23 protein-coding genes are annotated in these 24,521 nt (G+C 52.7%); 8 read left to right on the forward strand and 15 right to left on the reverse strand.

Translation table 11 applies throughout. The annotated features are described in order from the left end of the window. The first annotated feature begins 138 nt into the window (after positions 1-138). The 3 genes from UNDYM_RS03325 to pcp are packed head-to-tail and all read left to right on the forward strand — an operon-like array spanning position 139 to position 2,527. On the forward strand, positions 139-873 hold the full coding sequence (locus UNDYM_RS03325; protein WP_162039762.1) for a DUF969 domain-containing protein: 735 nt from the start codon (positions 139-141) through the stop codon (positions 871-873). Continuing rightward, complete coding sequence (locus UNDYM_RS03330) at positions 870-1,856, forward strand: DUF979 domain-containing protein (RefSeq protein WP_162039763.1); 987 nt, start codon at positions 870-872, stop codon at positions 1,854-1,856. Before UNDYM_RS03325 ends, UNDYM_RS03330 begins: the two co-directional genes overlap by 4 nt. A 17-nt stretch (positions 1,857-1,873) precedes the next feature. Then, entirely contained in the window at positions 1,874-2,527 is a 654-nt protein-coding gene (pcp, locus tag UNDYM_RS03335) for a pyroglutamyl-peptidase I (RefSeq protein WP_162039764.1), read from the forward strand. A gap of 116 nt (positions 2,528-2,643) precedes the next feature. Here the strand turns inward: pcp and UNDYM_RS03340 are convergent, their stop codons facing one another. From UNDYM_RS03340 to UNDYM_RS03360, 5 genes are all read right to left on the reverse strand, one after another. Beyond that, positions 2,644-2,967 carry a hypothetical protein gene (locus UNDYM_RS03340; protein ID WP_162039765.1) on the reverse strand — a complete coding sequence of 108 codons (324 nt, stop codon included), beginning with the start codon at positions 2,965-2,967 and terminating at the stop codon, positions 2,644-2,646. Positions 2,968-3,185: 218 nt separating this feature from the next. Further along, positions 3,186-4,229: a hypothetical protein gene (locus UNDYM_RS03345; protein WP_162039766.1), complete on the reverse strand. Its 1,044-nt coding sequence runs from the start codon at positions 4,227-4,229 to the stop codon at positions 3,186-3,188. Between the two features lie 50 nt (positions 4,230-4,279). Then, positions 4,280-5,674, reverse strand: coding sequence for a DUF4407 domain-containing protein (locus UNDYM_RS03350; RefSeq protein ID WP_162039767.1), 1,395 nt, complete (start codon positions 5,672-5,674; stop codon positions 4,280-4,282). A 2-nt stretch (positions 5,675-5,676) separates the two neighbouring features. Continuing rightward, a complete protein-coding gene (locus UNDYM_RS03355) occupies positions 5,677-6,447 on the reverse strand; it encodes a LytTR family DNA-binding domain-containing protein (RefSeq protein WP_162039768.1) in 771 nt (256 codons plus the stop codon). After that, positions 6,440-7,693 carry a sensor histidine kinase gene (locus UNDYM_RS03360; protein WP_162039769.1) on the reverse strand — a complete coding sequence of 418 codons (1,254 nt, stop codon included), beginning with the start codon at positions 7,691-7,693 and terminating at the stop codon, positions 6,440-6,442. Before UNDYM_RS03360 ends, UNDYM_RS03355 begins: the two co-directional genes overlap by 8 nt. Positions 7,694-7,907: 214 nt before the next feature. On the opposite strand from UNDYM_RS03360, the gene UNDYM_RS03365 reads away from it, so the two are divergent. Then, positions 7,908-8,522, forward strand: coding sequence for a DUF4337 domain-containing protein (locus tag UNDYM_RS03365; RefSeq protein ID WP_162039770.1), 615 nt, complete (start codon positions 7,908-7,910; stop codon positions 8,520-8,522). A 165-nt stretch (positions 8,523-8,687) separates the two neighbouring features. Further along, the gene (locus UNDYM_RS03370; protein ID WP_162039771.1) at positions 8,688-9,305 is read left to right on the forward strand and encodes a hypothetical protein; all 618 of its coding nucleotides are present in this window, start codon (positions 8,688-8,690) and stop codon (positions 9,303-9,305) included. A gap of 8 nt (positions 9,306-9,313) precedes the next feature. On the opposite strand, the gene UNDYM_RS03375 is transcribed toward UNDYM_RS03370, so the two are convergent. From UNDYM_RS03375 to UNDYM_RS03390, 4 genes are all read right to left on the reverse strand, one after another. Continuing rightward, positions 9,314-10,135: an ABC transporter substrate-binding protein gene (locus UNDYM_RS03375; protein WP_197740973.1), complete on the reverse strand. Its 822-nt coding sequence runs from the start codon at positions 10,133-10,135 to the stop codon at positions 9,314-9,316. Between the two features lie 194 nt (positions 10,136-10,329). Next, positions 10,330-11,721, reverse strand: a complete 1,392-nt coding sequence (locus tag UNDYM_RS03380) for an MBL fold metallo-hydrolase (protein ID WP_162039772.1) — start codon at positions 11,719-11,721, stop codon at positions 10,330-10,332. A gap of 312 nt (positions 11,722-12,033) precedes the next feature. Next, positions 12,034-14,385 carry a DUF6600 domain-containing protein gene (locus UNDYM_RS03385; protein WP_162039773.1) on the reverse strand — a complete coding sequence of 784 codons (2,352 nt, stop codon included), beginning with the start codon at positions 14,383-14,385 and terminating at the stop codon, positions 12,034-12,036. A 127-nt stretch (positions 14,386-14,512) separates the two neighbouring features. Continuing rightward, entirely contained in the window at positions 14,513-15,511 is a 999-nt protein-coding gene (locus UNDYM_RS03390; RefSeq protein WP_162039774.1) for an alpha/beta fold hydrolase, read from the reverse strand. Positions 15,512-15,598: 87 nt separating this feature from the next. On the opposite strand from UNDYM_RS03390, the gene UNDYM_RS03395 reads away from it, so the two are divergent. Beyond that, positions 15,599-16,234 carry a TetR/AcrR family transcriptional regulator gene (locus UNDYM_RS03395; protein ID WP_162039775.1) on the forward strand — a complete coding sequence of 212 codons (636 nt, stop codon included), beginning with the start codon at positions 15,599-15,601 and terminating at the stop codon, positions 16,232-16,234. A gap of 142 nt (positions 16,235-16,376) precedes the next feature. Here UNDYM_RS03395 and UNDYM_RS03400 read toward each other — a convergent pair whose 3' ends face one another. Then, entirely contained in the window at positions 16,377-18,365 is a 1,989-nt protein-coding gene (locus UNDYM_RS03400; protein WP_162039776.1) for an OPT family oligopeptide transporter, read from the reverse strand. A gap of 317 nt (positions 18,366-18,682) precedes the next feature. Here UNDYM_RS03400 and UNDYM_RS03405 point away from each other — a divergent pair, with 317 nt between their 5' ends. Then, positions 18,683-19,894: a DUF885 domain-containing protein gene (locus tag UNDYM_RS03405; protein WP_162039777.1), complete on the forward strand. Its 1,212-nt coding sequence runs from the start codon at positions 18,683-18,685 to the stop codon at positions 19,892-19,894. Here UNDYM_RS03405 and UNDYM_RS03410 read toward each other — a convergent pair. From UNDYM_RS03410 to UNDYM_RS03420, 3 genes are all read right to left on the reverse strand, one after another. Beyond that, positions 19,891-20,583 carry a flavin reductase family protein gene (locus UNDYM_RS03410; protein ID WP_162039778.1) on the reverse strand — a complete coding sequence of 231 codons (693 nt, stop codon included), beginning with the start codon at positions 20,581-20,583 and terminating at the stop codon, positions 19,891-19,893. The genes UNDYM_RS03405 and UNDYM_RS03410 overlap by 4 nt on opposite strands. A gap of 595 nt (positions 20,584-21,178) precedes the next feature. Beyond that, entirely contained in the window at positions 21,179-21,976 is a 798-nt protein-coding gene (locus tag UNDYM_RS03415) for a type IV pili methyl-accepting chemotaxis transducer N-terminal domain-containing protein (RefSeq protein ID WP_162039779.1), read from the reverse strand. A 137-nt stretch (positions 21,977-22,113) separates the two neighbouring features. Continuing rightward, positions 22,114-22,569, reverse strand: coding sequence for an Lrp/AsnC family transcriptional regulator (locus UNDYM_RS03420; RefSeq protein ID WP_162039780.1), 456 nt, complete (start codon positions 22,567-22,569; stop codon positions 22,114-22,116). A gap of 133 nt (positions 22,570-22,702) precedes the next feature. Between UNDYM_RS03420 and UNDYM_RS03425 the strand changes: the two genes are divergently transcribed. After that, positions 22,703-23,320: a LysE family translocator gene (locus UNDYM_RS03425; protein ID WP_162039781.1), complete on the forward strand. Its 618-nt coding sequence runs from the start codon at positions 22,703-22,705 to the stop codon at positions 23,318-23,320. 31 nt (positions 23,321-23,351) lie between these two features. Here UNDYM_RS03425 and UNDYM_RS03430 read toward each other — a convergent pair whose 3' ends face one another. Further along, the gene (locus UNDYM_RS03430) at positions 23,352-23,657 is read right to left on the reverse strand and encodes a putative quinol monooxygenase (RefSeq protein WP_162039782.1); all 306 of its coding nucleotides are present in this window, start codon (positions 23,655-23,657) and stop codon (positions 23,352-23,354) included. Positions 23,658-23,694: 37 nt separating this feature from the next. Next, on the reverse strand, positions 23,695-24,516 hold the full coding sequence (locus UNDYM_RS03435; RefSeq protein WP_162039783.1) for an AraC family transcriptional regulator: 822 nt from the start codon (positions 24,514-24,516) through the stop codon (positions 23,695-23,697). Between the last annotated feature and the right edge of the window lie 5 nt (positions 24,517-24,521).

Consider the following 24,521-nt stretch of genomic DNA (forward strand, 5'->3'; position numbering starts at 1 on the left):
GATACGCGCCGGGTTCTTTTATTCTCTTTGTTCTCCTCTGTGACATTTCTGTGTCTCCGTGTTTCTGTGTTGAGAGGTCTTAGCTGTTTTTATCAAGGGAATATGTTCGGCCAGACAATATAAAAAACAGGAGACTGCATGAACCTGGCGTTACTACTGCCACTGATAGGCATACCCCTGGTCGTCATCGGCTTTGCGCTGCGCTTCAACCCCTTGCTGGTTGTTACCGTCGCTGGTTTGGGTACAGGCTTCGCCGTCGGCATGGATTTCATGAGCCTGCTGGAAACCTTCGGTGAAAAATTCCTCAATAGCAGGCAACTCACCAGTTCATTATTGATCTTGCCCATCATAGGCTTGCTGGAACACTATGGCCTGCGTGAACGCGCCCAGCAATGGGTGGCGAACATACGCAGCGCAACTACTGGCCGTATCCTCATGCTGTACTTCGTCGTGCGTGAAGCCAGTGCTGCCATGGGCTTGCTGAGTCTGGGCGGACAGGCGCAAACCGTGCGGCCCTTGCTGTCACCAATGGCAGAAGGTGCCGCCAGCAATTTGCATGGCGAATTGCCATCCGCCATACGCGACCGCATCGCTGCCCATGCCGCAGCCTGCGACAACGTCGCCTTGTTTTTTGGCGAAGATATCTTCATTGCCTTTGGTGCCGTGCTGCTGATGACCGCCTTTCTGAAGGAAAATGGTATCAATGGCATTGAGCCACTGGCGATAGGTATCTGGGGCATACCAACGGCATTGTGCGCCTTGCTGATCCACCTGTTCCGCCTGTCGCGACTGGACGCCAGCATTGCCAAAGACATTGCGGCCTGGCAGAAAACTAATCAGGCAGGCCGGGCGAATGCGGTGGTGAACGCATGAACAGCCTGGTCAGCATTAATCTGGTTCTTTACCTCATCGGCATCATCGTCATGCTGGTGGCTTACATGACGCTGCGCGATACCAGTAACCCGCGTCGTATCACAACGGCCTTGTTCTGGTTCCTGTTCGGCTTCAGCTTTTTGTTTGGCGACCTCATGTTGGCCACGCTGGGCAAGCCGTTGACTTACCGCATTGTTGGCATCACGGTCTTGTTGATGGCTGCGCTGGCAGGTGCGAATTTGCTGGGTATGGGCAAACATCCCGACCATGACAGACCAGCGCGCCTGCACATTGCCAGCAAGCTGGGTAACCGCATCTTTATCCCGGCACTGACGATACCCATCGTTACTGTGATATTGACTGTGGTGGTGAAAGACTTTCAGATAGGTAGCTGGTTTTTGCTGGACCAAAAGAATTTGACCCTGACTGCGTTATGCATAGCCTGTATATACGCTCTGGGCCTGGCTTGCCTTTACACCCGTGGCACGCCGCTGCAAGCTGTACGTGAGTCGCGTCGCCTGGTGGATGCCATAGGCTGGGCACTGATCTTGCCGCAAATGCTGGCCATGCTGGGTGGTGTGTTTGTTGCCGCCAAGACCGGGCAATCCATACAGGACATCGTCAAACTCTTCATCAACCCTGAAAGTCGCCTGACCCTGATCATCATGTATTGCACAGGCATGGCCTTGTTCACCATGATCATGGGCAATGCTTTTGCGGCTTTCCCCGTCATGACTGCCGGTATCGCCCTGCCATTCCTGATCAACCAGCACCATGCCAACCCGGCGGCGCTGGTGGCGATAGGCATGTTCTCTGGTTATTGCGGCACCCTGATGACACCGATGGCCGCCAACTTCAACATCGTGCCCGCCGCCTTATTGGAGTTGCAAGATAAGTATCAAGTGATTAAAGTGCAGATACCGACAGCGCTGCTGGTGCTGACCTGCAATATCCTGTTGATACATTTCTTTGTTTTTCCCTGAGTGGCCTGGAGGCTGGCATGAAACGCATTTTACTGACGGGATTTGATCCCTTTGGCGGCGAGCAAAGTAATCCCTCCTGGGAAGTGGTGCGCAGGCTGGATGGCTTGCTCATCGGTGACAATCACCAGATCGTCAGTGCCCGCCTGCCTTGCGAATTTACGAATTCCCTGCAGATACTGGAAGCCGCACTCAGGCAACATCATCCCGCGATTGTGATAGGCCTGGGCCAGGCTGGTGGACGTGCCGACATCAGCCTGGAACGTATCGCCATCAACATCGATGATGCCCGCATACCTGATAACGTAGGCGTGCAACCCGTCGATGTGCCTGTGGTAGAGGGTGGCCCGGCCGCCTATTTCACCAGCCTGCCCATCAAGGCCATAGCGCAGGAACTGCATTTGAGCGGCATACCCGCATCGGTATCACAGACCGCTGGCACTTTTGTCTGCAACCACGTGTTTTACGGCCTCATGCATCTGGCAAGCAGGGCAGACAGTGGCATACAAAGAGCTGGCTTCATTCACATCCCCTATTTGCCTGAGCAGGCCGTGGCGCATGCGGGAGCAGCCAGCATGCCGCTGGAAATGCTAAAGACAGCGATACTGAAAGTGCTGGAAAGTGTATTGAAGACCGACAAGGATTTACGTATCGCCGGTGGGGCGACACATTAGGCGGGAGGGCTCACACGAAGTTACAACTGCGTTGCAGCTTCGCGCTTGATTGCGTGGTACTAAGTGAAGATGGTGATGCTGACGGTGACAGGAACAGTGATACCGACAGCCATCGCTTAACGCAGCTTCGGCATATCAGACTGCTTGCCCTGCAAGCCATCTGCTTCCAGATTCTTGTCTGCTTCACTATCAACGCACACTTGTGTGTCATTGACTGTTTTGTTTTTGGACTTTGCTGCAGAGTCGCTCTTGTCTGCAGGCAGGTTTTTCTCTACCTTTTTGACCAGCACTTCAGCCGCAGGTGCGTATGGGCGGAAGTAGGAAATCAACTGGGCATCCAGGTTGGATACTGCCAATGGTGCTGCGTTGGCGACCAGCATGGTGCCCAGTGCGCAACTGGCAAGTCCCAGTTTGACCAGCAAGTTCAGTCTCGTTTTCATTTTTATTCCTTTTTACGACGGCACAGCTGTTGCGAAATGACAGTCTGGCAATACTCATTGCAAAGAACATGCCAGCACCTAAAGCCTGTAATAATTCCTGACACAGGGCAGTATATGTTGTAATTCAGACAGCAGACTGTCCGCTTGTGTGCAGATGAGCGGACACTACGGACACTGCGGACACTTTTTCCAAACTTGTCAGGCAGGCCTGTGATGGATCATTTTAGACCATCATTGAACTTCATGAGCAAGCCTTTTGGCCCTACTGCCCAGCCGCTTTTGGCATTGGCAAAGGCGACTGTATTGACTGGCGTCTTATCCAGCACCTTCCAGGTCTTGCCGGCATCATGTGAGATGCCTGATCCTGCCAGACCTGCTGCTACATAGGTCTTTGCTGAGCCAGGTACGGTGGCAATGACGGACATAAAGCCCTGTGGCAATACCTGAGCTGGTTGCCAGGTCTGGCCGCCGTCCTCAGTACGTGCACCATTGAGGCTGTTGAGTTGCGGGAGTTTGTAATCGCCGCCTACTGCCATACCATTTTTTTCATCCAAAAAGGCGACCGAGAATGCGCCCTTGCTGGCCGCTGCTGCAGGCAGGGGCAGGATTGCTGCCGACCAGCTGATGCCGCCATCTGCACTGGCTAAGGCACGCGCCTGACTGGCGCCGCCAGTGACTATCCAGGCATGCTGGCTACCAAAAGTGGCAACGCAGGTGCCGCTGGCAGCAAATGCGCCTTCATCGGGGAGGGCGGTTAGACCGGGGTGTTTGTTTTCTTGCCAGTTCAGGCCGCCGTCTGCCGTCACAAAAATCTGGAATTGGCCATCGACAGGGTCGCCAAACAAGATGCCCTGTTTGGCATTGGAAAAAGAGATCGCATCCCAGAAGCCTGTTTTGGCTTCATTGGTTTTCAGTAATTGCCAACTGGTACCGCCATCCTGGGTTTCATACAGGCGCGACAGGGCACCCGGCCCGGCGCTCATGATGATGGCGTGTTTGGCATCAAAGGCATGGATGTCGCGGAAGTCCAGGCCTTCGGCACCAGCCACATTCATGGCCTGCCAGTGTTCACCGTCGGTAGTGCGCAACACCGTGGCCTTGGCACCGCTGGCCCAGGCGATCTTGGGGCTGACGACAGACAGACCACGCAATTCAACTTCAGTACCACTGCTTTGCGCTACCCATGCATCGGCAGCACAGGCAATATTAGCGGTATTGAATACACAGAACAGAATGGCATAGCTGATACGAGCAAGTTTCATGAGGAGATGAACGAGGGATAATCGTGTAGCTATTGTAATCCTTGCATTCCTTATTTATTCACTAGCAAGCGTAAAAAATTCGCATTCATGGTGTTCAGGGTTTCTTGCAATAAAGACCGCAAGCCTGATGAGACATTGCCTGAGCTAAGCTCCGCCTGTTGCTCCAGTTGCCGCATCTGCCTGATGGTCGCCAGTGCAGCCGCACTGATACCGTCATCCGCCTGCAGAGCGGCACGTTCACCCTTGAGTGCCGTCATCTCGCGCAATTGCCCGACTTCAATTTGCTCCCGGCGCAAAGTGAAATTGCTGCTGATGTCGAACTTGAGCAAGTGTTCATCCGCATTCAGCCGTGCATCGACATCGGTATGGCTGGTGAACTTGACGATGATGGCGACCAGCTCTATCGTCAAAAACCACAGCAGCCACCAGATGAATTGCAAGCGCCTGTGCATGTCGTTTTGCAGCATGTCCCAGGTGGCGGCGAAATCGGCTGCAAAACCCGCATGGGATGCTGCCTGTATATGCTCGGTCTGGGTTTTTTCCAGCACTTGCGCATCGGCCCTGGCTTTGCTGGCGATGGCATTGGCTTCATGGCGTTCTTCTGCGACTTGCGCCTTCTCCGCCAGCTTCTCTTTGCGCCAGGCGATCAGGGTCGTGTTGATGTCTTGCTCTTGTCTCAGGCATCTGGCTTTGGCAGCGTTGATGCGGTTTTTTGCGGCGCTGATTTTTTGTTCTAGCAAGACAGCCTGTTCAGGCAAAGCGACAGCTAGGGCTTTGCGCCAGTTGGCGATCTGCCCATTGGCGCGTCGCTCCTCGGTTTTTGCCTGCTCACGCATGGTCTGCAATTGCTGGCGCATCTCTGCGATTTGCGGTGGCTCGCTGTGCAGTTTGTCTTCTGCTTTTTGCAGCTTGTCATCCAGCGCAGCTACATCCTGTTGAAGCGCAGGCAAACCGGTTGCCAGTTGCGCACTTTGCAGGTTTTGTATCAGGCGGGTGCGTTCCAGTTCGCCGGTTTTTACCGTGATCTCGGCACGGTTGCTATCGACAAAAAAAGGATAGACCATGGTAATTGCGGATAACAGTGCCAGCAGACTGCGCCAGAACAGACCCATGCTCTTTGCCCGCCAACCGGCATCTGATTGTATCGACATGATCATCTGCCGCTCCAGGCACCACTGGAATACCGCCCACAAACAACCGGCAATAATCGCACCTGAGCTGCTGACGTTTACCATGCTGGCCAGCATATGCGCCATGCCATAACCGGCAAACAGGGCAAAGAAAATCACCAGCGCACCTATGCCAAAATACTTGTGGCGGCCACGTGCATACAGGTAATTGCCATTGCTGTCCTGCGCATCCAGCACTTTGAGACTGACTGCTGCCGACAAGGCCAGCAAGGCTTTGCCTGCTTGTACCAGACTGCGGGGATGGAAGTAGGACATGACTACATATTCCTGAACAAGACCATGAAGGGCTGGCTGACGCTCAGCGTCTCCGGCCTGGTCTTGAGTTTGACCAGACCCTTGCCACTATCGTCACGGCTGATCGAGGCGATTGCCCGCAGGTTGACGATGGTGGAGCGATGTATCTGCTTGAACATGCTGTTGTCCAGCACCTGTAGCAAATCGCGTATGGGTTTGCGTAGCAGCGATTCACCCTCGGCGGTCATGACCACGGTGTATTTGCTGTCGGCCTGGAAGTAGGCAATATCATCGACCATAATCAACCGCGTTTCATTACCCACGCTGGCGGTGATCCACACTAACGGTGCGGGTTTGGGTACATCTGCCGGGCCGCCGCTGAGCTGGCGCACCAGGGTGCTGATGGCCTGCAAATCAGCCGTGCCGGTCAGCGCACGCATCTGCAGGCGCTTGACGGTGGCGAGCAGCCTGTCCTGGGTAATTGGCTTCAACAGATAATCGACTGCTCCTTTTTCAAAAGCATCGATCGCATACTGGTTATAGGCTGTGACGAACACGATCTGGCTTTGCGGGCTGACTTCGGTCATGGCTGCGGCTACTTCCAGTCCACTCAAACCCGGCATGCGAATATCAAGGAACACCACATCTGGCTGATGCATGGCGATGGCTTCCAGCGCGCTACCGCCATCATCACAGGCAGCGGCAATCTCCAGATCAGGCCAGGCCAGGCTTAGTTGCTGCAACAAGGCTTCGCGCAGCAGACTCTCATCTTCGGCGACAACGCACTTAGGCATGTTGTTCTCCTTTGCTTATGACGACGGGCACCGTGATAGTTGCAGCGACCCCGCTGGGGAAATTACCTACCAGCACAAAACTCGCCGCATTGCCATGCGCCAGACGCAGACGCTCACGCACATTCTTCAAGCCTATGCCGGTGCCGCCAATTTCTGTTCCCAGGCCATTGCCGTCATCAGCCACTGTGACGGCAACATTACCTTCATGTTGCCTGGCGATGATCCAGATAGTGCCACCGCCGGTCTTGGGTTCCAGGCCGTGCTTGATGGCGTTTTCCACCAGGGTTTGCAGCATCATCATGGGGAAGGGCAGGCTTTTCAACTCTTCTGCTACTTGTATCTGTATATTCAGGCGGGCACCCATGCGTATCTTCATGATGTCGAGATAGGCAATGGAGCGTTCCAGTTCTTCGCCTATGCTCGATGTTGTGTCTTCGGTGCGTGGCAATGAGTGGCGCAAATAGGTAATCAGGTTGCCCAGCATCTGGTCAGCCGCTGCCGGGTCTGCGCGTGTCAATAATTGCGCACTGGCCAGGGTGTTGTACAGGAAGTGCGGCTCTACCTGGGCATGCAGCAAATTGAGTTTTGCTACCGTCAATTCTTTTTCCGTCACAGACTGTGCCGCACTGGCTTTTTCCTTGCGCCTGCGTTCTGCAATGCGGCGGGTAATGGCGCGGGTGATGGCTTCGGCATTTTCCAGATTGGTTCCATTATCGACGAGGAAGAAATCTGTCCAGGCCGGGCGCTCAGGTTCGCAAATCAGGGTCAGGCTGCCTATGCCATCGCCGGGAGTGATAGTCGCGAGAATCTGGTTGCGCTTGGTCGTCAAGAAATCAAGTACCTTCAATTCATCAATGAAGTTAGCCTGGTAGGGGTCTATGCGCTTGATCTTGGCGCGTATTTGCAGGCTGTCCCTGGCGCTCTCGGTATCTTCTGCACCCGGCAATTCGCGGATGGCGGCATCGACCAGCTCAAAAGCTTCGCTTGCCTCCAGCGGGATTTCGATCTGGCGGCGTTGGCGATTGGCCAGCGTGTTGGTATCAACCTTGCTGGCAATCAGACGTACCCTGCGCACATGCGAGAAGCTGATCCCCATGACCAAGGCCACGAGACTGAAAGGGATGAGAATAAACTCACCTGGCAAGTGGTTTCTGAAAATGCCATTCACGATCAAGATCGTGGTGAACATGATCAGCAATCCCCAGCCAAAACTGGCGCGTAAGATAAACCAGATAGTCGTGAACATTGTTATTTCCTTCTTATTTGCGATTGCTGCCAAGAATAATTGCCTGCGCGGCTTTCGTCTCGCATTTTCCGACGAAAGCAAAAAAAATCTGACGAGTCCAAGATTTTGAGGCCTGGAAGCCCTGCAATATTGAAGGCGTATTGAATTTCAGTAAATTTTTCTGAACTTGGTGCGACAATGCTGTTTTGATGTATTTTTAAACATAGGAGCATATATGGACATCGATCCCCTGGAAACCGTAGAGCAATTAACAGAGCAACAGGAAGAAGCCAAACAAAGCAAGGCCAGCAATCAATTGAATATCTGGGTTGCCATTACTGTCGCTTTGCTGGCGACTTTCATGGGCATTTGCAAGGTCAAGGACGATAATATCGTCCAGGCCATGCAGCAATCACAGGCCAACAAGATAGATCACTGGGCGTTTTACCAGGCGCGCAATATGCGGGAAGAACTGGCCAAATCGACGGAATTGCAACTGCGCCTGGCTTCCAAAAATGTGCCTGCTGACCAAAAGGCAGAATATCAGGCCGCCATCGATAGCTATGCAAAACTGGCGAAAGAGCAGCATGACAAAAAAGAGGAACTGAAAAAACAGGCCGAGCAAGACCAGGTCGATTACGACAACGCCAATTACAAGGACGACCAGTTCGACTTGTCAGATGCCTTGCTGGCGATTGCGATTTCCCTGCTGGCAGTCACTGCGCTGACCAAACAGCGCTGGCTGTATTTCGTCACGCTGGTGCCTACCGGTTTTGGTGTGCTGATGGGCCTGGCAGGTTTGATGGGCTGGCATATACATCCAACGGCGCTGGTGGCCTTGTTGTCTTGACACACCTGGGAAATAATTGCATATCAGACAAGTGAATTTTAATTTTTGAAGTTGAAAATATGCTATTGTCTTCGAGGTTTGTGGATGGGTATTTCATGCATGCATCCTGCCACGCTCATGCTGCTATTTACACCAAAACCTCACCTTAAAATCAAAGGACCTGACATGGATATCCAACTGAATTTCATCAACAATTCGAATGACGTCACTAATTCTGACGTCATTATCTTTCAAAAAAATGTGGCAACAGATTTTGATGAGTTGGCAGTCGCATGGATGGTCATAAGAAACTGTGGTTTTGGCGACAACCACCCGTTTACTTTTCCCATGAGCATGTACGTTAGTGCCAGTGATTCATGGGGCAACTATACGCCGCAGCTAGCAGCGAATAATGGCGAACTATATAGTATGCAACTGACGACTTCCGGTGACAAACTGGTTGCTTCCGGCAGTGGCACCAGCCCCAGGGAAGTACAAGTCCGTAATGATTTGCCGAGGGGTGCTATCAATGCATCCATTTATAAAAGCGGGAAATTGCTGGCGACTAAAACTTCCATCGCTCCGCAGCAAAAAGCAGTGTTTGAATTCAAGCCCACAATCTGGATAGGTGTTGCTTCTCAGATCGTGCAAGGTCAGGTTATGAACTCGGCTATTATTTCAAATATCAATACTGAATTGTCGCTGCTGGGTATAGCGAGTGCAGACATCATCATGACAGGTGGCGGCCCAGGTCCCAATTCCACACCTTTTGCTTTTAATCTGGAAAATATCGTCACGGCCTGAGGCCATGTTCAGGGCTTGCCAGTTGGATCCAGCCGTATCACTGCCATCGGTGGTGGCTCATTCGGTAGCCACTTCTGATGGATGCGGGCGAAGTGGCCTTCTTTCTTCAGCCAGCGCAAGGCATCTTCCCAGACCTTGATTGTGGCGGGTGGAGTGGAGGTGGAGAACGCCAGGTACAGTTCCAGGCTGTCTAGGACTTTGACTTTTTCCACATCATCTGCAGTGTGGCCAATTTCCTTGAGCACGGACGAAACTACCAGGCTGCCTTCCACCCATAAATCAAAGCGTTTGGCCAGCAGCATATTCGCAATGATTTGCGGTGTCGGTGCCTGCTCTATATTTTGAAAACCCTTCTTGCGGGCGGTATCTGCAAAGATGCTGGAACGGTAGGCACCGACCTTGAGTTTTTGTATCTCGTCACCCATGCTGTGCAGACGTGCGGCATTGCCCTTGCGCGTATACAGTGAGGTGGTCGAGACCGCAATCGGGCCTAGCAAGACCATGAGTTTTTCGCGTTCTTCAGAACGCCCAACCGTAAACAACAGGGTGTTCGGTTCTTCCAGCAAGGCCTTGTAACCGCGTGCCCAGGGTACGACTTGTATGGGCTGGCTATTGCCTATGTGTGCCTGCATGGCTTGCACGACCTCAACAGCCATGCCCTCTGCCTTGTTACCACTGCCAAAGCTGATGGGGGGCCAGTCTTCGGTGAAAATCTGCAGGTCTTGCGCCATTGCAGGCATCACAAAACCGGGCAATGCCAGTATGCCAAGCAGAAGGATGTTAAGCAGGTGCGAATAAGCCTTGCAGGTGGAGAGATTTTCCCGGCGCATCTTGAACCATTATCTTGTTGTGCAAAATGTAAGTAGCATTTGCGGACTGCGATGATAGTGTCTTGCGTGTGTATTGCATTACCGGAATTTACAACAATTGCTGCCCTGAAGATAGCTGTACACAAAAACTGTGTCGCTTATGACGCATGCTGACACAGTTTTCTACAAATGAAATTTGAGTTTCTGGCAGCTTGTCAGTTTTTTTCAGCAGCTGGCTTTTCTGTCATCCTCAATTCCAGTGCCTTTTTAAATTCTGTGAAAGTACCGCTACGGCCATGTACGCCAACCAGTTGCTGGACTTGCAACTGATGTTGTGTGATCAGGCTCTCCAGCTCCAGGCCTACATCAAACACCGGTGGGATGGGGCCGATTTCAGGCAGGTAAAACAGGTCACCCTGAAACAGGGTCTGGGTGCTTTTGTCATAAGCTACCAGCATGTCAGATGCATGGCTGCTGGCGATGGGATGAATGTGTATGCTACGGCCACCGAGGTCAATATCAAGCACACTGGTGACTTCCTGCACCTTGCTGGCGACTGTCTGGCCCAGTTGCCTTTCTATGGCCAGGCGGCCATCCTTGCCTGCAAGGATATGCAGGCCATCCTGTATATAGGATGGCGCACCGGCTATGTGGTCGCGGTGGCTGTGTGACAGCACTAGGTAGTCCAGCTTGCGGCCAGGGGCTGTCTGTTCTATCAATGCTTTGACTTTGGCTGCTTCTGCTGCACTGACAGGCGCATCATAGATTGCCACGCTATGCGAACCGACCGAGAAAGCCGTGTGATAGCCAGACTCACTACCATCAACCCGGTAAGTGCCAGGTGCTATCATGGTGGCACGCAGCGCACCCTTGTCCTGTTTTTCTACATAACCAGCAGGCAAGTCAAAGGTATGGGCATCGACGTGTTCGGCCACTTCGGTGCTGATCTTCCATTGCAGGACTAATTTTCCTGCATTCTTGACGGTGATCTGCGCGGGCTGCGCGTAGTCTTTTACCCTGCTGTAGTTGGCATACTCATAAGTCAAGGCCGCGCTCTTTGCACTCAGCACCTGACCACTGCTGCGCTCAAGCATCATGCTGGCAGGGCGGCCTGCAGCATCCTGGAAATTCAGTTGCTGATATTTTTCGTTACCCATATCAGTAGATTCCGCAGGCATCATCGCGCTGGCCTGTTGCAGCAACAATGCCGGGCTCAGAAATAGCAGGTCGGCATATTCCTTGCGGGCCTCGGTAGCATCTTCCCGTGCTATCTCTATGCCTTGTCGCCATTTCAGCAAATCGATGGCCGCGGCACCGTCCTTGTTGCCAGTCGTCAGAAATTGAAAGCGTATATTGCCTGGCCACACAGATTCACTGACAGAGCGAAACTGTCCGTCTTTTTGTAATATCACTTGTTGTCTGAGTTTGATTTCCTGTTGTGCATGTTGTGGTGTGGCAGCCTGATGCGATGCATAGCGCGTTCCCTGCATGTCCAGGGTGACTGCAAAAGCAGGAGACATGTCCTTCGCCATGACGTGGCTGCCAGAAAATAAAATACAGATACCGGCAGCAGTCAGTATTTGCCGCAAGTGGTGCGATGTATGCATAGTGGTCTCTCTTTATTCGATGATAGAAGTGAAGCTGTCAGCTTTGATATGGCACACAGCTTTGGGCAAGAGACGGCAGGGCTGGTTCAAAAAATTCAAACCTCGGCAGCATGCTTTCGTCACATCACAGTAAAGCGTGAGACGGTAAGGAAGGAAATACAGGAATGAGAATGAAAAGGGGAAGGGCTGCGATCGCCACATCCGCCGCGAGACATGCGTGTCAGCTCAAGCAGCTTTAGAAAACACGACAAAAAAAACCAGCCTGTAATCCCTGTGACAGGGCAGGCTGGTTTTTTTGCGGGGCATCAGGTTCTAGCGTTCGCTCAAACCACGCATTTTCGCATTGCGTGCATCATCCTTTTCTTTTGCAGGTTCTGCCCTTGGTGCCGGAGCAGGCGCGGGTGCCGGGGCAGCCCGTGGCGCTGGAGCCGGGGCTGCTACTGGAGCGGGAGCCGGTGTATGCACTATCGCCGGTGCCGGAGCCTGTCTCTGTTCCATTCTTGGCTCCATCCTCTGTTCTATGCGTGGAGCCTGCTGTGGTGCTGGCTGTATCATGGGTTGAGGTGCCTGTCTTTCTACCGGTCTTTCCACAGGCCGCTCTACCGGTGCGACTGGCACTGGTCTTTCCCTGACTCGTTCAACTGGCCTTTCATTGCCGCGGTCTATACGCTCTGGCTGGCGTTCCACACGTATTTCCTGTTGCTGATTATTGTTGATGCCATTGCCATATCTGGATGACCTGTCATTGTTTTCGGCTGGCCTGGTCTGGTTCACGGGATTGGGTGTGCCCATGATGACATTATTGACCGGCGCATTCGCGGCAGGCGAGCGCACAGGCGGATTGCTGATAACATTAACCGGGGGCGCTACATTCGGAGCGACATTATTACCTGGCTGCACATTGACTGTTGCCGCTGGTTGATTAGCTGATGGATTATTCAGTTGCGGACGCTGATAGACATTGTTGCCCTGGTTGACGTTGTTAGGCGCACCATTGCCATAGATGCGGGGCGCGTTACCCTGTGTTTCCGGGCTGCGGTTCATATTACCCACGCCCTGATTGGATGGGTTATTCGCAGGGGCAAGACTATTACCGTTGGCAGGTGGCGTATTGACTGCATTTGAAATAATGCCCGACACCGTATTTGGCTGTGCATTCGGTGTTACGACTGCATTATTTTGTCCACGTGGGTTGCCATTGATTTCTGCCGGGCGGTTTACTGGCCTGGCTTCATTCGGGTTCAGGTTGGTGATGGTGCCAGCATTGCGTGCGGGTGGCATGTCCAGATTTCTTTGCCTGAATTGCTCACCGTTACGCAAGTTACCCTGACGTGCTTCGCCAAAACGGTTATTACTGACCGGCGTGATATTCGGTGCCTCGGTGACTACTACCGGTGCCTGGCGGTTTTGTACTGCTGCAACAGGATTCCTGGAGACTGGCAATACATGCTCACCGCGTACAAAGGTATTGGTGGGTACGATGGTCACGGCATTACGCACGCCCTGGTTCACAAAGCGGGCATTCGTGATCGTGCTGTTGACCACCATGTTTTGATTCAGGCGTTGTATGTATTGGTTACTATGAGCGTAACCTGGTTTATAGACTTCACCAGGCCCCAGCGGGAACCAGGCAACCGAAGGATGTGAACCCGGCTTGGAGCCATAATAATTATTGATGTAAGTGTTGCCGCCGACAAAAGCTACCAGCGCCGGTGCATATACCGGACGGATATGATGCTGGCGCGGTCCGGGCACCCAGGCCCAGCGTGTACCTACATAAGCCCAGCGGCCATAATGATAAGGCGCAAATCCCCATGGGGCACGATCTACCCAGGTCCAGCCCCAGGGCGCAACCCAGACCCAGCTACCATCGCGATAGGGGGCCCAAGTCACGCTGACCTGGCGCGGGTACCAGACTGCGCCATAGTCGCTGGTGGTTTCCCATGAACCATATTGATCAAGCTGTTCATAGCCTATGACTTCGCGCGAGACATAGCGCACGGTTTCCACGTTCTCTTCTGCACGGTCGCGGTCAGCAGCCCATAAATCAAAAGTATCGGGCGGCGGTACGTAGCCTATCATCGTGTGCTGCAGGTTGCTGCCAGAAAAACGCGATTGTTCACCTTGTCTGATGGTGACGGTATCACGCTCGCCACGGGCAACAGCGGTACCACGCCTGACCAGTACAGTGGTGGTATTGTCGTCGTTAACATTGATACGGTATTCACCTGGCTCTTGCAGCGAGAACACCAGGTTGGGCGTGCGTATGTCAAAATTTTCGCGGTTGCTGAGTTCGCGCACACGTATCACCATGCTGCCCTGGTTCAGGTCGATTTGGGTGTTGTCGTCATCCAGCAGGCTGAAACTCATGCGTGTATTTTCTGTCAGGCGCAAGGCATTTGGCCCCACATGCATTTCTGCCCTGCCCGCATAGGGCACTTGCAGGCTGTCGCCGGTAGAGATGGGGCGGTTTTGTACCAGTGAGCTCCAGCTATTGCTGCCCGCATCGGCAAAACTGACATTACCGTAGGAGTAACTGACCCTGGCGACGCGCCCCGGCGGCTCATCCTGAGCCTGGGCCGAGCCTAAATAAAACAGGCCTGCCACTGCCAGGGCGGCAATTTTCAGTAAAGGCTTGTTATGCGTACGAGTATGTGCTGACATGAATTTCTTCCTGCGCGGTAAGATAGACTGAGCAAATCTGCTCCATGTATCCCTTAACGCACGAACAGTGGTTTTGGATGTCAGGCAATTTCACATTATTTGAAATTTTTGCTGTGCATTGCACAAGTTAATACAGGGTTGACCCATGATTGAGGGGGATTGTGCTCAGCCATTGTTGTCCAAGTGCCAGTAATTCCTTGTTAAACTCTGTTTGCAAAGAGAAATGCCCCCAGTCTATTTCTGCATAACTTTTGTTACCAGCCAGCCGCTGGTAGCAATTCAGTGTCAATTGCGGATTGACCATCTTGTCACGTTTCTGGTTGATGACCAGCACAGGAACATCAGTATTGGCTTCCAGTGATATCACAAAGGGTGTCGCCAGCATGCTGGCGAAATAGCGCGCCGTCACTGTACGCAGAGTCAGCGGATCAGCCTGCCATTTGGCGTAAAAGCCTGTTGCCAGGTCGCGTTCATCGACCATGTTTTCAAAGCGTGCGAGCGGGCGGTAGGGCAGGCGCATGCGAGGTACGATTTTTGCCAGCAGGCCACCCATTGCCTTGCACATCCTGGCAAGACCGGGGAGTTTTGCCAGACCTGCAAAGCGGGTAAATGCGAGGCCAGTGACCGGGTCGCCAAAGTCATACAGGTTCAGGCAAACCGCCGCGACCGGTGGCCTGCCCTGTTTTGCCAGCACGGCAGCGGCGGCGTAGGTCAGGCCACCACCTATGCTGCCGCCACAAAGGTAGAGCGGGCCGCTAAACTCTGTTCTGGCCCAGTTTGCTACATCGACGATGTTTTGCACGGCTTCTGCCAAGGCAAAGTCTCCCATCGCGCCACCAGAGCGGCCCTGGCCTTTCTGGTCTGGTACGACGACGGTATAACCCTGCTCATAAAAAGCCAGGGCCAGGCCAATAAACAAACCGCCATAGCCACCGCCACCGTGATTCAGTATGAGTACAGGGGAGGCTTTGTCATCTTGCTGGTACAGGTCTATGTGCAACTCCACCCCCGTAGATTGCAGATGGCGGGTTTGCACCACGGCCAGCACGCGTGCCAACAGAGCAGGGTCGTGATAGCAGTGCCAGTAAGTCTGGCTGGAGCGTGCCTGATTGATATTCATATTCATGCTGCGATAGTCCGGTCAATGTTTGTCGGACTATAATATGAATAATCGTTCATATTGTCTATTCGCATTCAGGAGCTGCTTATTGCCATGAGTAAATCACGTGGTCAGCCTCTCACCCAGCCTTTAAAACAGCCTTCCCAGCAGCGTTCCAGGGTCACGGTGCACGCCATACTGGAAGCAGCTATTCATATTTTTGATGAATTTGGCTATGCCGCAGGCACGACTTCACGTATCGCCAGCCGCGCCGGCGTGTCGATAGGTTCACTCTACCAATACTTCCCGAACAAGGATTCGATATTGACTGCATTGGCAGAGCAGCATCTGGCCGAGGGATTGGCTCTCAGCATGCGCCTGCTGGAAACCTTGCGCACCACGACGCAGTCACTTGAGCCAGTGTTGCATGACATCGTCGGCCACATGATTGCCCTGCATGAGCACAATCCAGGTTTGCACAGATTGCTGTATGAAGAAGGCTTGCTACCCGCGCAATTGCGGCAGACCGCGAAGCAGGCAGAACAGTTTTTGATAGCAGAAGTGGCACGCTGCCTGAGTTTGCGTCCTGACGTTGCAGCAGTTGCTGACCGCCAGATGCAGGCTTATTTTGTCGTGCACGCGATAGAACATTTCACGCACAGGCTGGTGATAGACCAGGCACCGGTGGAGTTTCAGTTACGGGGAAAGAGTGAATTGGTCGGTATGTTGCAAAGGTATTTGCAGGCATAGACCTTGAAGAGGCGTAGGTTGGGGGCGCTTCGTAGGTTGGGCTACGGGGTATCAGCCCAACACTCGGCGCTTAAATAAGGTATGCGTTTGCAAAGGCCCAGTGTTGGGCTGGTAAACCGCAGCCCAACCTACAAATGTACAACTACATCATCACATTAATAATGGCATTACCTATCCCCAGGATAGCCGCACCCGAGATCAACCCTGCACTGATAGCCTCACAACCCTCTACCCAGAAAGTATGGCCTTTCGTGCCTTTTTCAGGGTTTCTCCTGCCCATGTACCAGAATATCAAGGCACCCAGCCACATCGCGAAGCAGGATTCTGGTGGCAAGACCACACCCAGGCCTATGGAGACAGCAGACAGCGGCAGGCGGCCACGCGTGATGACATTGGTCACTTCAATAAACACAGCGCACAAGCCCGCAACCGCCATGGCGATGATGGCAGAAGTCGGCAAGCCACTGACGCCCTTGGCAATGATCTCGGCCACGCCCTTCCACTGCAGGGCAGACGGGAAGGCGAATTGCTCGCTGACTATAGTTGCCGTACTGCGCAAGCCATTGGCATCCGGTGGCAGAAACAACAGGAAGAACAGCGGCACGCAAGCCAGTGCACCAGAGACAATGCCAATGATATGGCCTATCACCTGGTGACGCGGTTTGCCACCCAGCATGTAACCAGGTTTGATATCCGACAGCAGTGAAGACGCATTGAAGGCGATGTCAGCAGTCATACCGGCTGGCAGCAGGTTATTGGCCGGATTGCTGCGGTCTATCGCGCCCATGCTGAATTGCGTGATCTTGGCCAGCGCGCCGATAGGTGCCCAGGAAGTCAGCGCCATTGCATTGATACAGATAATGGTCAATACAAAGATCAGCGGGAAGGCAATCAGCGCCATGATGTAAGGCACGCCAAACAGGGTATTCACCAGCCAGGCAGCAAGTGCACACAGGATAGGTACACCCACATAAGAAATCCACAGCGGTACTTCTATATCCTTCAAAGGATCGGGTCCGGACTCTTTTTCTTTCTTGCCGCCGCCAGTCATGGATTTGAAAGCCGCCTTGAACAGCTCAGGTTTGGCCAGCAAACCAACCATGGAGCCCACCACCATCATCGTCACTGCCCACCACAGGCCCCACTGGTTGACAATCTCGGTACGGGAAATTGCCACCACCGTGCCATTGGGCAAAGTGCGGGCAGCGATGTCGCCGTTTTGTATCATCCACGGTGCGAGTATCACAAAGTTGATGAAAGCACCCAGCATGACGCTGCTGGCAACCCGTATGCCCATCAAACCACCGACGCCGAACATGGCAACGTCCAGGTTCAGGCGCAGGCCCAGTTGGCGTATGTCCGTGCCCATGATCTTGGGTATCCACCACTGGAACTTCATGGCTGCCGTGTAGTAATAAGTATCCAGGCGCTCAGGCAGGTTCCATGCTTCTGTCATGCCTGCCCATTTGTCCATGCGCAAAATCTTGAACTGTATCAGCCGCATCCAGCCATCGCTGACGATGATCTGGTACAAACCGGCAAACAGACTGGTATAACCGAGCAGCTTGGCCTTGTAGATACCACCACCTGCACCGTCAGTGTAGAGCGAGTCAAGTACCACGCCACAGGCGCGGCCTTCCGGGAAGGGGAGTTGGTCTTCATTGACAAAGCGCCGCTTCAGCGGGAAGGCGACCAGCACACCGATCAGCGCGACCACCACGACCCAGATCAGCATCTGCCACCAGGGGATGATCTTGCCGGTGATCAGCATATACGCCGCAAGGCTGGAAATCATGGGGTTGACCATGTAGCCAGCAGCAGTGGCGACCGATTGCGTGAGGTTGTTTTCCAGTATGCTGTAGTCGGCAGTGATGCCCATGCTATGCAAGATCTTGAAAATCGCAAACGACAAAATCACCGAAGTCAGGCCAACACCTATGCCTATACCTGTCTTGGCACCGATATACAATGCCGTGGCAGCCAGTATGCCGCCGAGCAGGAAACCTGTCAGGGCAGAGCGCAGGGTAAGCTGTGCCATGTCCTTGCGATATACATTGTCAAACCACCACTGATCCTTCTGTCGTCGTGTCCAGGTGCGTATCTGTTCATCATCCAGCTGCTGCAGAGCCATGTATCCTCCATTTTTATTAAGGACTTGCGCAAAACCACCCCGACTGCACAGCAAAGACTGGCAGCAACAATTTTGCGTAAGCCCTGATTGTGATCTGCTGCCTCGTGGGCCGCATATCTATCCTCAGTGTCACGCCATGGCTCAATTTTTGTAAGGATGAGCTCAGGCGGTAGCGCAATATAGTGTTAGCTGAACTGCATGTCAATTTTTGTGCACTGCGCTGATGACATCAGCCTGAACTTGAGTAAACCTGAGGTGTCCAACAGCAGTAAAATACTGGCAACAATATTTCTATAAATACATGCGGAGAACATTTCATGGAACTCAATCAGGTGGCAGAAGCCTATGTCAAACTCGTCCTGGCAGTTGGTCAGCATAATCCCGGCTATGTCGATGCCTATTACGGCCCTGCAGAATGGCAGGCAGCATCGCAAAAACTGCCCCTGGCAGGTTTGCTGCTGCAGGCAGAAGAATTGACGAAACAGGCGCAAGCTCTGCCACCGGCAGAGGCAGGACAAGAGTTGCGCCAGGAATTTTTGCGCCTGCATGTCGCCGCCGTGCGCACTTACATCGCTCATCTGGCAGGTCATAAACTGTCTTTCGATGATGAATCCCTGGCCTTGTACGATGCCCGGTCACCTGATCTGAGCACTGCAGATTTTGATCCCATCCTGGCCGAGCTAAGCCAGCTCCTGCCCGGCGAAGGTGATTTGAATACCCGTCTCTCTGCCTATGCGAAGCAATTTGAAATCCCTCAAGACAAGCTTGATGCCGTGTTCAAGGCCGCCATCAATGAATCCCGCGCACGCACCAGGAAACATATCAGTCTGCCAGAAGAAGAAAATTTCGAGATTGAATATGTCAAGGATCAGGTCTGGAGTGCCTATAACTGGTACAAGGGCAATAGCTACAGCCTGATACAGGTCAATACCGACTTCCCCATGTTTATCAGTCGTGCCATTGACCTGGCCAGCCATGAGGGCTACCCTGGCCATCATGTCTTTAATCTTCTCATAGAAAAACACCTGGTCAATGACAATGCCTGGGTCGAATACAGCGTCTATCCCCTGTATTCACCGATGTCCTTCCTGGCTGAGGGCAGTGCCAACTACGGCATAGAAGTCGCCTTCCCACATGCAGAGCGCATGGCCTTTGAAAAAGAAGTATTGTTCCCGCTGGCAGGCATAGACCCGGCGAAGGTGGAACATTATTACCAGGTGCAGGCAGTCCTGCAAAAACTAACTTACGCTGGCAACATGGTCGCCAAGCTGTATCTCGATGGTGAAATCGACACGGAAGCCGCCGTCGCCATGCTGATGAAATACGCCTTGTCTGACGAAGCCAGATCACGGCAACGCCTGCGCTTCATGGAAAAGCATAGGTCTTACGTTATCAACTACAACCTTGGCCAGGATATGACCAAGGCCTATGTAGAAAAACTTGCCAAACCGGGCGATGAACAAAGCCGCTGGCAAGTCTTTGCCGAGTTGTTGTCCAAGCCCCGCACAGCTTCCATGATGAAGGTTTAAGCTTCCAGTTTGGCTACATTAGCTATTTGTCGTGCCTTGTCGACATCCGGACTGCGGTAAGCTTTTTCCGGTATTGTCGATAAGGTCGATGCATGCACTTGCTGGTTATCTAGCCCATAGAATTTCTGGAAGCTCATGATCAGTGGCTTCCATTTATCCGGGTCTATGCGGTCGGGATTGCCATCTTGCAGTAGCGATGCATCCACATGCAGGCGCTGTATCCGCAATTCAAATGTCAGTATGCCACCCTTGAGCATGGCTTCATCATCTGCAATGCCATGCATGGCCGCGACTGTGCATTCCTGTTGCACCAGGCATTCCTGTACCCGCGCCGCTTTCACGGTTTCTGATGTTTGTGGTGTCAGTCCCGCCAGTTCAAATTTATTTCTCTCTAGCCGGTAGCCACGCGCTGCCTTCCACGGTGACATCGCATCTGAGCCTGTCGTCAGCGCCAGTTTGTTGACGGCAGCCACTTCATTGACCGAAGCCAGATTGAGCACGCACTGACCATTTCTTTTCAGATTGCGGGCGGTTTGTGAGCTGGAGCCCACGCCTATGATGGCACGCCAGCCCAGCCAGAAAATAGATGAGATAGGAGCCAGGTTAAAACTGCCATCTTCATTGACTGTACTGACCAGGATGACGGGGGTGCCGAAATAGAGTATGGCGGATTCGCTGCTGATATGCATGGTGTCCTCGCTTGAATGTTATAAGACCTTCGGTTTGATGGAGGAAGTATGCGGGGTGTTGTTGGTTTGGGCTGGCTGGAAACGGACGGGGGATTTTGGTAGACGTGATTTGAAGATTTACAGATTTGAAAATATTTACCAAGCTGACTATTCTTCAATAAACTGCAATACCAAAGACGTCATTCCCGCGTGCTTTTTGGCTGGAATCCAGTGTCGTTTGTAGCATGCCGTGTCGTTTGTTACATGCCATGCTTTGACTAAAGCGATTGCCCTTCGTGGACACAAGCCGGGTCTAGGCCCGGCAGCCGAAATACTTTCTTTGCGTCGCCAAAGAACGTATTCAAAGAAAGGCGACCCAGGCGTCGATTCCACTGCGCCGCTTGCAAGCGGCTTAGATGTTGTCAGCGCAAAGCATGCTTTGCGAAACCCCAGCTACACCTCAAACAGCGGTCCTTCTTAATCCATTTTCTGTACTGCACAAACGGCGGCTACACATGGGAACTGCTGAAAGTCAAAAGCAACGTCAAAATCAAACGCAACAGCAACAGCAACAGCAGGGCTACCAATATTCACATTATGATTGAACATCCTCTTCTCAAACCGCCATTTGCTGATACATCCCGGTAATCTTGTCCATCACTTCAAGTATGCGTTCGCTTGTGGTGGCGACATTGGCGGCGGAATGTCGCTGCAGTTTTCCATCGCCGGACTGGCGCAAGGCTGCTTCGAAGAAAGTCCATTGTGACTGGGCCAGCAGTAATTCATCTTTGAGCCTGGTATTGCTGCCACTCGACGCTTGCAGGGTTTGCATGGCGGCAGAGAATTCCTTGCGGGTACTCTCTATGCTGCTGGCAGTATTGCCGGGTGCGATATTCCAGTTGGTGGCCTGGTAGAGTTTGGCCAGGCGTTGCGACAGCATGCGTTGCCGGCCTGCCAGGTTGACCAGTTTGCCTGCGCTGCTGCCAGCATGTTTTTCCAGTTGCGTGGTAACTTCATCGGCCATGTGCAGCAGGGTTTCGCTATGCTTGAGTACCAGCCTGGCGTCGCCCTGATTAGGTGCTTTTCCTACCAGTGCCTGTTTGTATTCCTGCCAGGTTTTTTCCATGCTGGATAAATTGCTGCGTATATCCGCTGTGGGCGCAAAGGCATGCAGCTCTACCAACTGGCGGTCAAAGCTGGACATGGACTGGTCCAGTATTCTCTTTGATGCTTCTGTTTCCACATCCAGGCCAATTTGCAAGTAAGCCTTGGCCAGTCTTTGCGTCAGCATGCGCTGACGGCCAGCCTTGTTGATGGCGTCGTTGACGCCAGCGACCTGGGCCAGGGCAGGGAAAGTCAAAGTCAGGCTGGCTGCCGTGACGAGGCTGCCGGTGATGAATGTTCTGCGTTGCATGCCAACTCCATATACATAGTGAATACGATGGAGTGCAGACTAGGCGCTACAAAATTGAAAGGCTATTCCTCAATGGAACTAGTTCCGCCGGTTTCTGACGCAGGCTTTGATATAGCGCAAGCATGTGGAAAAGCTGGCTACTGTCCATGTGCATCCAGCTGCGTCAAAGCCCGTAAGGGTATCGGTGCAGACATGATAATGGACGTGCGTGTTTCGCCATAATGATTGATATTGCCCACAAAGCTTTCCAGGTGACGCAAGTCTTTGGTCGCAACACGAAGCAAGAATGAATCCTGCCCCGTTACGTGCAGACATTCAAGTACTTCAGGTAAAGATTTGAGAAGCGTAATGAGGCTGGCTTTTTGTGGCTGCGGCACGGTGATACCAATCACTGCCTGCACTTGCAGGCCCAGGGCTTCTGCATTCAACTCTGCGCGGTAGGCTTTGATGATACCCGCTTCTTCAAGGCGCTTGACTCTCTCAGAGGTGGCGGGCAGTGACAGGCCGGTTTCATCGGCGAGCGCCTTCAGGGAGATGCGGGCATCGCGTTGCAGGGCAGCCAGGATTTTCCAGGCTTTGGCGTCGATATCCATGATATTTAAGTCCAGATGAGGATACGCAAGAATTATGAAGGCAATGTAGCAGTTTTACCTGAAATTTTCCATGTTATTCCCGAACTCAAATCTTCATACTGGAGTCATCTCGTATTTGATCTGGGGAGTATTCATGGAATGGAGTCTGTTTTTAAAGGCAATGCTGATAGGCCTGTCGATTGCCGCACCGGTTGGCCCCATAGGCCTGCTGTGCATACAGCGTACGCTCGCATATGGCATGCGTACCGGTTTTGTCAGTGGCATGGGCGCAGCCTGTGCTGATGCGGTGTATGGTGCGATAGGTGCATTCGGTATGGTAGCTATCACCGATTATTTTGTGTCGCTGAGTACACCATTGGCAATAGCGGGGGCCGCCTTCCTGGCATGGATGGGTGCCAAATTGCTATTGAGCAAAGCGCAACTTGTGGACAAGGATGTCGCAAACAAGCAGACTGTGATCAACACATTTTTATCCATCTTCATGCTGACCATCACCAACCCCATGACCATCGTCTCTTTTATTGCGGTGTTCGCCAGCATCGCTGGCCCGGTTGCCGTGCACCCATCTGCTGCAGCCTTGATGGTCACAGGCGTTTTCTTGGGATCAGCCCTGTGGTGGCTGATCTTAAGTAGTGGAGTAGCATTGATACGCAAGAAAATCAGCACCACAACAATGATGCTGATTAACCGCGCTGGTGGGTGTTTATTGCTGGGGTTCGCGGCATGGCAAATACTGAGTTTGCGTGGCTGAGCGAGATCCCCGTCGCTGAACGACAATGTCGCTAAGCCTTCATGCTTGTATGAGCAAGGGTATCGCAGAAAGTGATCACTGGTGGATTTTCCAGTAAAGCTTCCATGCCTTGCAATGCTGCCGTAACAGGTTCAGATTGCAGATGTACATCGCAGGCAGCCTGGTCGCGGTACAACTCATACACCATGAAATTATCCGGTTGATCCTGCTGCTGATGTACTGCATAAAAAATATTGCCCGCTTCATCTTGTGTTGATGCGACCAGTCTTTCCAGTATGGTTTTAACTTCGCCTCTTGCGGCAGTTTTCGCTTGCAGTTGAGCCAATAATAACAACATGTTTTACTCCGTGATGTTCAGGAGCAGTCAGTTTATTTTAAAGGCTCAGACTGGCATTGTAAAAATGCGTCTTCGTGCGTGCCAGCTTCAGGTATGGCTCGGGGCTGCTGCCAGTGAGCTTTTTAAAGTCATGGATGAAATGCGACTGGTCATAATAACCGTGATCCAGTGCAGTGACCGCAGCATTACTTGCATCGCTTAACATCAGGTTGCGCACGGCATGCTGGAAGCGGCTCATGCATTTCACCGTGTTGGCAGTCTGCCCGCTGACAGCCAGGAAGCGGCGTTCAAACTGGCGCCTCCCGATGTGAAAATGATCGGCCAACCCTTGTATGCTGATGTCTGCATATCGTCGATAGAGCAGAGGCATGGCTTGTTCTATCAATGCATCTGGTGCTGCCAGGCGTAGTTGCCCGAGCAGGAAGGCATCGATCAATTTCAGTTTTTCTTGCAGCGTATCCGCAGATGACAATTGACTGCATAAGCCGCTTGCCGCCTGACCCCAGATATCTTCTGCTGTCACGGCCTGATCAGCCAGCTCACGCATTGGGATGTCGGTAAAGCGCGGTAACATACCTATCTTGAAACGCACTGCGATAAAGCCAATATCTGCCGCCGCAACAAGAGCAAGTTTCTGCTGGCGCATGCACAGCAAATGACTGGGAGCCAGCTTTTCCAGCTTACCTGAGCCGCTATTATGAAACTGAAATGGCGAACCATAATGAAAATACAGCTCCGCCCCTGTGCCAGGTAATAATTCTGGTAAGGCGATGAATTCATCCGCCTCACTCTCCCAGCCCCACAGGCGATCTATGTAAGGATGTAACTGCGCTACGGGTTGCGCCTGAAATTTCTTCATTATGA

This window comes from Undibacterium sp. YM2 (assembly GCF_009937975.1).
In the GTDB taxonomy this organism is placed as follows: Bacteria; Pseudomonadota; Gammaproteobacteria; order Burkholderiales; family Burkholderiaceae_D; genus Undibacterium.

Excerpts from the sequence above, each read along its gene's own strand:
- UNDYM_RS03420 (WP_162039780.1), bottom strand. The coding sequence starts at position 22,569 with ATGGATATCGACGCCAAAGCCTGGAAAATCCTGGCTGCCCTGCAACGC.
- UNDYM_RS03400 (WP_162039776.1), bottom strand. The coding sequence starts at position 18,365 with ATGGCTCTGCAGCAGCTGGATGATGAACAGATACGCACCTGGACACGA.
- UNDYM_RS03425 (WP_162039781.1), top strand. The coding sequence starts at position 22,703 with ATGGAATGGAGTCTGTTTTTAAAGGCAATGCTGATAGGCCTGTCGATT.
- UNDYM_RS03355 (WP_162039768.1), bottom strand. The coding sequence starts at position 6,447 with ATGCCTAAGTGCGTTGTCGCCGAAGATGAGAGTCTGCTGCGCGAAGCC.
- UNDYM_RS03380 (WP_162039772.1), bottom strand. The coding sequence starts at position 11,721 with ATGCATACATCGCACCACTTGCGGCAAATACTGACTGCTGCCGGTATC.
- UNDYM_RS03340 (WP_162039765.1), bottom strand. The coding sequence starts at position 2,967 with ATGAAAACGAGACTGAACTTGCTGGTCAAACTGGGACTTGCCAGTTGC.
- pcp (WP_162039764.1), top strand. The coding sequence starts at position 1,874 with ATGAAACGCATTTTACTGACGGGATTTGATCCCTTTGGCGGCGAGCAA.
- UNDYM_RS03430 (WP_162039782.1), bottom strand. The coding sequence starts at position 23,657 with ATGTTGTTATTATTGGCTCAACTGCAAGCGAAAACTGCCGCAAGAGGC.
- UNDYM_RS03350 (WP_162039767.1), bottom strand. The coding sequence starts at position 5,674 with ATGTCCTACTTCCATCCCCGCAGTCTGGTACAAGCAGGCAAAGCCTTG.
- UNDYM_RS03365 (WP_162039770.1), top strand. The coding sequence starts at position 7,908 with ATGGACATCGATCCCCTGGAAACCGTAGAGCAATTAACAGAGCAACAG.
- UNDYM_RS03345 (WP_162039766.1), bottom strand. The coding sequence starts at position 4,229 with ATGAAACTTGCTCGTATCAGCTATGCCATTCTGTTCTGTGTATTCAAT.
- UNDYM_RS03435 (WP_162039783.1), bottom strand. The coding sequence starts at position 24,516 with ATGAAGAAATTTCAGGCGCAACCCGTAGCGCAGTTACATCCTTACATA.
- UNDYM_RS03410 (WP_162039778.1), bottom strand. The coding sequence starts at position 20,583 with ATGCATATCAGCAGCGAATCCGCCATACTCTATTTCGGCACCCCCGTC.
- UNDYM_RS03360 (WP_162039769.1), bottom strand. The coding sequence starts at position 7,693 with ATGTTCACGACTATCTGGTTTATCTTACGCGCCAGTTTTGGCTGGGGA.
- UNDYM_RS03330 (WP_162039763.1), top strand. The coding sequence starts at position 870 with ATGAACAGCCTGGTCAGCATTAATCTGGTTCTTTACCTCATCGGCATC.
- UNDYM_RS03395 (WP_162039775.1), top strand. The coding sequence starts at position 15,599 with ATGAGTAAATCACGTGGTCAGCCTCTCACCCAGCCTTTAAAACAGCCT.
- UNDYM_RS03375 (WP_197740973.1), bottom strand. The coding sequence starts at position 10,135 with ATGCGCCGGGAAAATCTCTCCACCTGCAAGGCTTATTCGCACCTGCTT.
- UNDYM_RS03415 (WP_162039779.1), bottom strand. The coding sequence starts at position 21,976 with ATGCAACGCAGAACATTCATCACCGGCAGCCTCGTCACGGCAGCCAGC.
- UNDYM_RS03390 (WP_162039774.1), bottom strand. The coding sequence starts at position 15,511 with ATGAATATGAATATCAATCAGGCACGCTCCAGCCAGACTTACTGGCAC.
- UNDYM_RS03385 (WP_162039773.1), bottom strand. The coding sequence starts at position 14,385 with ATGTCAGCACATACTCGTACGCATAACAAGCCTTTACTGAAAATTGCC.
- UNDYM_RS03370 (WP_162039771.1), top strand. The coding sequence starts at position 8,688 with ATGGATATCCAACTGAATTTCATCAACAATTCGAATGACGTCACTAAT.
- UNDYM_RS03405 (WP_162039777.1), top strand. The coding sequence starts at position 18,683 with ATGGAACTCAATCAGGTGGCAGAAGCCTATGTCAAACTCGTCCTGGCA.
- UNDYM_RS03325 (WP_162039762.1), top strand. The coding sequence starts at position 139 with ATGAACCTGGCGTTACTACTGCCACTGATAGGCATACCCCTGGTCGTC.